Consider the following 8,018-nt stretch of genomic DNA (forward strand, 5'->3'; position numbering starts at 1 on the left):
GGTAATGGGTAATGGGTAATGGGTAATGGGTAATGGGTAATGGGTAATGGGTAATTGGTGAAAAACCAGTACCCAATCTCCGCGTCTCTCCCATCCTTAAACCACCTCTGACTCCACAGGGTTTTGTATTGAAGCTGGTAAGGTTTGAGCATTCCGAGCATAAGGTTCTGCTAGGGTAGGGCGTAAATTACGCATCAGGCTGGCCATTTCTATGGCATTCATGGCATAATCCCAGCCATGATTACTTTTTATTCCTGCTCGCTCTAACGCCTGCTGCATTGTATCCGTTGTCAAAATGCCAAAAATCACGGGTACACCAGTTTGAAAGCTTGCAGCAGCAATACCCTTAGCTACTTCAGATGATACATAATCAAAATGAGGTGTTTGGCCTTTAATTACCGCACCCAGACAAATTATGGCATCATAACGTTGGGAAAGTGCCAACTGGCGAGCTACAGTAGGAACTTCAAAACTTCCTGGAACCCAAACATAGTCTACTTGATTGCCTTGAGGATCAGGATTTATACCATGACGTTTTAGACAATCTTGACATCCTTCCACAAGTTTGAGAGTAACTAAGTCATTGAATCGACCAATCACCATTGCAAACCGCAAAGGCTCTGTTTGAGTAAAATTGCCCTCAAAAACTGCCATGACTGCCTCTTAAATTAACTATAAATTCTTAGCCAATACACTTTTCTGCGTTCAAGATAGAGGAGCAGGAAAGCACGTTCAGGAAAAAGGCATAAGGAAAAAGAAAATTTCTTTTTTCTTCTCTAACCTCCTACGTTAACTTTTCTGCCCCTCTAGTTTTTTATGTTATGTGCTTGTGCCTGTTTGCAGCCGTCGCCTACACCACAAAAAAGTTTAATATACCGACTAAAAGCACTAATACAGTCCAAACTCCAGAGCCAACCCACAACAGTTTTTTAGATTCAACCCAGTTTTGAGGTGTAGCGTAAGCAACAGGAACCCCAACAACTAGAACAAAAGACATCAGAACTAGTGATACTAAAGCAAATTGGAATACTAAGGTCATTTTTACTTTCCCCAAGACAGCGATATCGTAAATTGTCCCAAGACTGTCGCTGTATGATGGACAGACTGGGTTGTTCAGTGACCCCTGTGAAGTCACTTGGTCTTCTGAACCATTAATATTTTACGTCCGGTTTGTAACAGATGATCAATTGTCATTAGTCATGATCTCTCCTGCTTCTTCTCTCTGCTTGCTGTACGCTCCCCTTCGGCGCTCTTTACTGTCACCTGACACCTATTCCCTATGGATTTAATTCTTTGCCATACAACTGCTGATTTTGACGCTTTGGGGGCGGCTGTTGGGTTAACTTGTCTGCTGCCTGGTAGTAAGATTGTCCTAACTGGGGGAGCGCATCCGCCGGTGAGAGATTTTTTAGCGTTGCATCGAGATGAGTATCCGCTGATTGAAAGACGTGCGGTAAATCCAGAAAAGATTCGTTCTTTGATGGTGGTGGATACTCAAAAGCGCGATCGCTTGGGTAAGGCTGCTGAATGGTTCGATTTACCCAATGTCCAAGAAATTATAGTTTATGACCATCACCTCGGACAAGATAGCGATATTCCCACGACGCAATTATATGTTGATCAAGTGGGCGCTACGACTACCTTAATGGTGGAAGCATTACAAAAACGTCATATTTCTTTAAATTCTGCCCAAGCAACTGTGATGGCTTTGGGTATTCATGTTGATACTGGTTCGTTAACATACAATCAATCTACACCCAGAGATGCTTTAGCGTTAGCCTGGTTGATGCAACAGGGGGCGAGTTTATCAGTAATTTCCACCTATCGTGACCCTGGTTTATCGCCACAATTACAACAATTATTATCTCAGGCTTTAGAAACTTTAGATTATCTCTGTCTACGGGGATATACTATTGGCTGGGTAATATTAAAAACCGATGATTTTGTGCCAGGGTTATCAAGTTTAGCTTCAGAATTGGTGGAATTAACAGAAATTGATGCCATATTGTTGGCAAATGAATATGCTTTGGGTGACGATGATGAGTGGCGATTAACGGTGATTGGGCGATCGCACATTTCCGGTACAAATCTCAACCTCTTATTTCAAATATTTGACGGTGGTGGACATTCTCAAGCAGCTTCCCTAAATGTTCACACAAAAGACTCACAGCCAATCTTGCAGCAACTTCTCAATGGGTTAAAAGCCCAAATTCCCCATCCCCCCACAGCTAGGGATTTAATGTCTTCCCCAGTCCGCACCATTCGTCCTGAAACCACAATAGCCGAAGCACAACGCATCCTACTACGTTACGGACATTCTGGTTTATCTGTTGTTAATCCTCACGGGCAATTAGTTGGTATAATTTCTCGACGTGATTTGGATATTGCTTTACATCACGGTTTTAGTCATGCACCAGTTAAAGGCTACATGACAACTAATTTAAAAACCATCACCCCAGATACCACCTTGCCACAAATTGAGTCCTTAATGGTGACTTATGATATTGGACGTTTACCAGTATTAGAAAATGAAAATCTTGTTGGCATTGTCACCCGTACTGACGTTTTAAGGGAATTACATCAAATAGATGTATTTGATGGAGAAATACAAAAAGATGGGGAAATTAATATTAATTTGCCACAATTGCAAAATAAACTAGCACCCCAACTTTGGCAACTACTCACCACCGCATCAAAAGAAGCAGAAAAACGCGGTTGGCATCTTTATCTAGTAGGTGGTGCAGTGCGAGATTTGCTATTAGCAAAAGCAGAAACTGGCACTTTGATGATTAATGATATTGACTTAGTAGTTGATGGTTTCCATAAATCAGCAGATGTAGGTGCAGGTGTGGAATTAGCAAAAGCACTCCAGCAAATTTATACTAATGCCCGGTTAGAAATTCATGGTGCATTTCAAACTGCTGCATTGTTGTGGCACAAAGATCCAGAATTAGACTCATTATGGGTAGATATTGCCACTTCTAGAACTGAATTTTATCCTTATCCCGCAGCTAATCCTGAAGTTGAAGCAAGTTCGATTCGTCAAGATTTATATCGTCGAGATTTTACTATTAATGCGATGGCATTAAGGCTAACATCTCCCCGTGCTGGTGAATTACTTGATTTTTTTGGTGGTTTACTAGATTTACAAGCAAAGCAAATTCGGACTTTACACGCTAATAGTTTTATAGAAGATCCTACTCGTATTTATCGCGGTGTACGTTTTGCTGTACGTTTCGGGTTTCAAATTGAAAAGCGAACTGAGGAATATATCCATTATGCAATTAACAGCGGTGTTTATGATCGCACTTCCCAAGAAAATACTAAAACACCCGCTTTGCAAACTCGGTTAAAAACAGAACTAAAACATATCCTCGAAGCCCCCTATTGGCAATCAGCTTTACAGTTATTAGATGATTTAGAGGCGTTACAGTGTATCCATTCCAGCCTAAAATTAGATGATAATATTTTACAAGAGTTACATTTATTGAAAGTTTGTTTACGAAGATTTGACAAACAATATAATCTACATCATTGGCAACTGCGCTTAGAAGTATTAATTGCTCATTTAGAACCAAAATATAGAGCAAAGGTAGCTAAAAATCTCCAATTAGCTGATGATAGTATTACCAGATTAAAGACTTTAGCAGAAACGCAAACAACGATAATTACATCTTTACCAAATTTACAATTTCCTAGTCAAATTGTAAATTTACTACGAAAATATGATATCCAAGCTTTGATTTTAATTGCTGCCAAAAGTCCTAGAAAAATTAGGCGGAAGATTTGGCATTTTTTAACTACTTTAGCCAATGTACAACCTTTATTAAATGGCAATGATTTAAAAAAAATGGGCTACAAACCTAGTCCATTATATAAGCAAATTATTGATGATTTACTCGGTGCTACTTTAGATGGTATCATTAAGGATGAAGTGGAAGCACGAGAGTTTTTAGCCAAGCATTATCCTCTGTGATGAATATTAAAAATATGAAGTTTCTCTGCAAATTCAAATATCCTAAAAATACTAAATTATCAAAGAATATTTCCAATTAGCTGAGGTAGATACGTTTCATGATTTTAAAACTATGAATCAGGAATTTTACAATCAAGGCTTAGAAAAAGCTCAACAAAAAGATTATGCTGGTGCGATTGAGGATTTTAACCAAGTTATACAATCCAATCCTTACTTTAGCGCAGCTTATGTAAAAAGAGGTTTGGCATATTATGACTCAGGCATAATTCTTCAAGCCGTATCTGATTATACTGAAGCTATCAAACTAGATGTCCAAAATGTAGAAGCTTATTATTGTCGTGCTTTAGCAAGGTTAACACTCAAAAATCTACCTGGTGCTTTAGAAGATGTAGAGAAAGCGATTCAGCTTCATCTTAATTATGCTGCTGCTTATGACTTACGGGGGATAGTGCAGCGCAAACAGGGAAATATTCAAAATGCGATCGCTAATTTTAAAAAAGCCGCAGAATTATACTTAGAACAAAAAGATACAAAAAATTGTCGCCTCTGTTTGGAAAAAATTAAACAGCTACAACCAAAACCACAACCTGTAACAAATCCAGTTAATTCAAAACCTGCACCAATCATATCCACTAAAGATTATTTCACGCAATTATTAGAAAAGGCAGAACATGGAGATACACGAGAAGCAATTGCTGATTTAAACTGGATATTAAAAGCTGATTCTCAAGATGCCCAAGCTTACTGTTGTCGTGGGGTTGTATATTGTAAAATTGGTAATTATCGAGAAGCAATTTCCGACTTTAATCAAGCATTACAACTAAACTTTCAAGATGCTATTGTTTATCGAAATCGGGCTAAAGCCCGTTCTCAATTAGGAGATCATCAAGGGGCATTAGCTGATATGAATCAAGCCTTGAAAATGCAATCTGAAGATAGTTTAGGATATGTTGCTAGGGGAAATATTTATCGGTCAATGGGTAACTATTTAGCTGCAATTCAAGATTATGCCCAAGCTTTAAAAATTAATCCTAATGACGCTTTATCTTACTACAATCGTGGAATTGCCTACACCTTTTTAGAAGAAATGCGAAATGCAATCGCAGATTATCAAAAAGCAGCTAGTATCTATTGTGAACAAGAAGATTGGGAGAATTATCAACAAGTATTAAATAGCCTGCAAAAAATCAAGTCGTCTATTCCAGAAACAAACAAAGCCACCTATAACCTATTACGTCAAAGACTATTACGCATGGTTGGGGGATATTGGGAAATGGCGCAAAGATTAATTCAACAAAAAAAAGATGTTTATCCAGGGATGTCGGAGGAATGGTATTTGCAAAAGGTGATTGATGATTGGGAACGCGATAAGTTTTAGTAGTTTTGATTAATTTTAAATTACGTAGCATTTCCGTAATAAATATTACTGAGAAAAACGCCAAATTTTAATTTTATTATCCTCTCCACCACTGACTAAGGTTTTACCATCAGCACTAAAAGCCAGAGATGTGACTGTATTAATATGTCCTGTCAATGCGGTTAATTCCTTGCCCGTGGCGACATCCCATAGTTTAATATTATGATGATCGGGTTGATTCAAGGTATCGCACTCCAGACAATCCCGGTTTCCACTAGCGAGAATTTTACCATTTGGGCTAAAAGCGACAGTAGTTACATTGTGATCTGATCCTGTGAGAGTATGAATTACCTTACCTGTACCAATATCCCATAATTTAATTTTGCGATCGCGGCTAGCACTAGCAAGAATTTTACCATCTGGGCTGAAAACTAAAGATGTTACCGTTTGTGAATTTGGGGTTAATTGATTAATGGGCTTTTCTTGAGTGATATTCCACAGTTTAATCGTCTTATCAAAACTACCGCTTGCTAGAGTGACTCCATTAGGACTGATAGCAACAGATCTCACCCAGTAAGAATGACCATTGAGAGTGCGAATCAGCTTTCCTGTAGCTAAATTCCAGACTTTAATGGTTGTGTCATCACTAGCACTGACTAAAGTTTTTCCATCCTTGCTAATAGCTAAAGCATGAACTGAATCAGTATGACTTTTTAGGGTATAACTGAGCTTTTTTGTGCTTAAGTTCCAAATTTTAATTGTTTTGTCATCACTACCACTAACCAGATTTTGACCATCTGGACTCATAGCTACTACATTTACATTTCGTGTATGTCCTGATAAAGATGTAATTTCCTGACCTGTAGCGATATTCCATAATTTAATGATGCTATTACCACTACTAGCAATAGTCTGAGAATCTGGACTAATAGCAACAGATAAAACTGAGTTATTTGGTTCGGAAATAGTTTTTATTAAAGAAAATTTTTCTAAAGATTTCTGTGAGGATTGATAGAGAATTGCATCACTACTAGCAGTACTATTTGACGGAGAAATAAATCTAGTCAAAATAGCAGTTTGTAGTTTGTGAAAATGTCTATAACCAAATTCTCCCAAACCCAAAAATAAAATTGTTGCAACTACTAAAAGTGAATTTCTCAGCCAAATATATTTGGGTGGATAAGCACCTATTTTTTTAGCAGGTACAGCTAAAAATGAATTACTAGCTGGTGCTAATAAATGTGTATATTGTTTACTTAAATCTTTGATGACATCATCAGCTGATTGATAGCGATTTTTAATATCTATTTGTAATAGTTTATCAATAATTTGTGCTAATTCATTACTTAGCGGATATCGCAAATAATCTTGCCAATTTTTTACCCAACTATACCCATGTTCCATCCACAATTGAAAAGGAGAAATTCCCGTAATCAAATGAAAGCAGGTAGCACCCAAACTAAATAAATCACTAGCAGCGTAGGCTTTACCATCTCTGATTTGTTCAATTGAAGAATAACCATGCGAACCAATTGAAGTGCCATTTTTTTTCTGAACTCTGGCTGTTAATTGTTTAGAAGAACCAAAATCAATTAAAGTTAATCTGCCATCACTTTTACGGCGAATAATATTTTCTGGTTTGATATCTCGATGAATAACTCCTCGATTATGAATAAATTTGAGAATAGGTAATAAATCGAGTAAAATAGATTGAATATCCCAATCTCTATAGGTTTTACGTAACTGCAACTCCTTTAATAAATTATGCCCATCAATAAATTGTTGTACTAAATACAAACAGTTATCTTGCTCAAAGTAAGCTAATAGAGTAGGAATTTGTGGATGTTCTCCTAGTTCTCGAAGTCGCTTTGCTTCTTCGCTAAACAACTCCATTGCTTTTTTTTGTGACCAAGTTCCTTGAAATTTTGGTGCTAACTGTTTAACTACACAACAGTCATTTAATTTATCTGTATCTTCGGAAAGATAAGTTCTACCAAATCCTCCTTCATCTGAAAGCACACGAATGACACGGAAACGATTTCTTAACAGTGGTAATAATGGGGTATTACAACTTTGACAAAACTGTTTTCCATCTGGGTTTTGGGGTTTTTGACAATCGGGATTTAAACAACAGATCATGAGCAAATAGAAGTGACTTCATGATAAATGATGTTAAGTTTTTTCCGCTTTTTCCCTGCATTTAATAGACTCTTGTATACTTGGAGGGTAGATAAACCTGGTGGGGATTGGGAATTACTTATTATATTCAAAATTTGTAAATTGTATTCTGCTTTTCTATATATAGAAAAACAACAAGAGCCATAAAATTAATTGTTTTCTGATTATACAACAAGCATAATTGAAAAACTGGTCAAATTGCCAAGACAATATTTGATTTTTATGTTAATGATTGATCAGTAAATATATTCATGGGGATTTTGATTTTTGAATATAATTATTCTCTAGATGTTGTTATAAAAACTACTCTAATTAAGTAGAAAGGCGCAAAAAAACCGAGGTATGTAACTAAATGTAAAGTTGCCTGAAAACCTCTTCCATCCTGCCTTGTTATAACGACAATTTTTAACGCCAACCTACTTATATGATATGGTGGTTATTGGTTGGATGTAAGAGGTTGTTTGAAAAGTCCCTCATTGTGTATCACATATTTTCAGATCCCCCCAA

The 8,018-nt window shown here is 37.0% G+C and carries 5 protein-coding genes; 2 read left to right on the top strand and 3 right to left on the bottom strand.

Translation table 11 applies throughout. The features are described from left to right. Positions 1-96 precede the first annotated feature (96 nt). Together ribH and psbZ are read right to left on the bottom strand one after the other, a co-directional pair. A complete protein-coding gene (gene ribH, locus VB713_RS27935; protein WP_323314740.1) occupies positions 97-654 on the bottom strand; it encodes a 6,7-dimethyl-8-ribityllumazine synthase in 558 nt (185 codons plus the stop codon). A gap of 196 nt (positions 655-850) precedes the next feature. After that, positions 851-1,039: a photosystem II reaction center protein PsbZ gene (gene psbZ / locus VB713_RS27940; RefSeq protein ID WP_015216746.1), complete on the bottom strand. Its 189-nt coding sequence runs from the start codon at positions 1,037-1,039 to the stop codon at positions 851-853. A 240-nt stretch (positions 1,040-1,279) separates the two neighbouring features. Here psbZ and VB713_RS27945 point away from each other — a divergent pair, with 240 nt between their 5' ends. Next, a complete protein-coding gene (locus VB713_RS27945; RefSeq protein WP_323314741.1) occupies positions 1,280-3,976 on the top strand; it encodes a CBS domain-containing protein in 2,697 nt (898 codons plus the stop codon). Between the two features lie 112 nt (positions 3,977-4,088). Further along, the gene (locus tag VB713_RS27950; protein WP_323314742.1) at positions 4,089-5,354 is read left to right on the top strand and encodes a tetratricopeptide repeat protein; all 1,266 of its coding nucleotides are present in this window, start codon (positions 4,089-4,091) and stop codon (positions 5,352-5,354) included. 45 nt (positions 5,355-5,399) lie between these two features. On the opposite strand, the gene VB713_RS27955 is transcribed toward VB713_RS27950, so the two are convergent. Beyond that, positions 5,400-7,472, bottom strand: coding sequence for a serine/threonine-protein kinase (locus VB713_RS27955; RefSeq protein ID WP_323314743.1), 2,073 nt, complete (start codon positions 7,470-7,472; stop codon positions 5,400-5,402). Positions 7,473-8,018 lie beyond the last annotated feature (546 nt).

The sequence above is a fragment of the Anabaena cylindrica UHCC 0172 genome, from assembly GCF_034931625.1.
Classification (GTDB): Bacteria; Cyanobacteriota; Cyanobacteriia; order Cyanobacteriales; family Nostocaceae; genus Anabaena; species Anabaena cylindrica_A.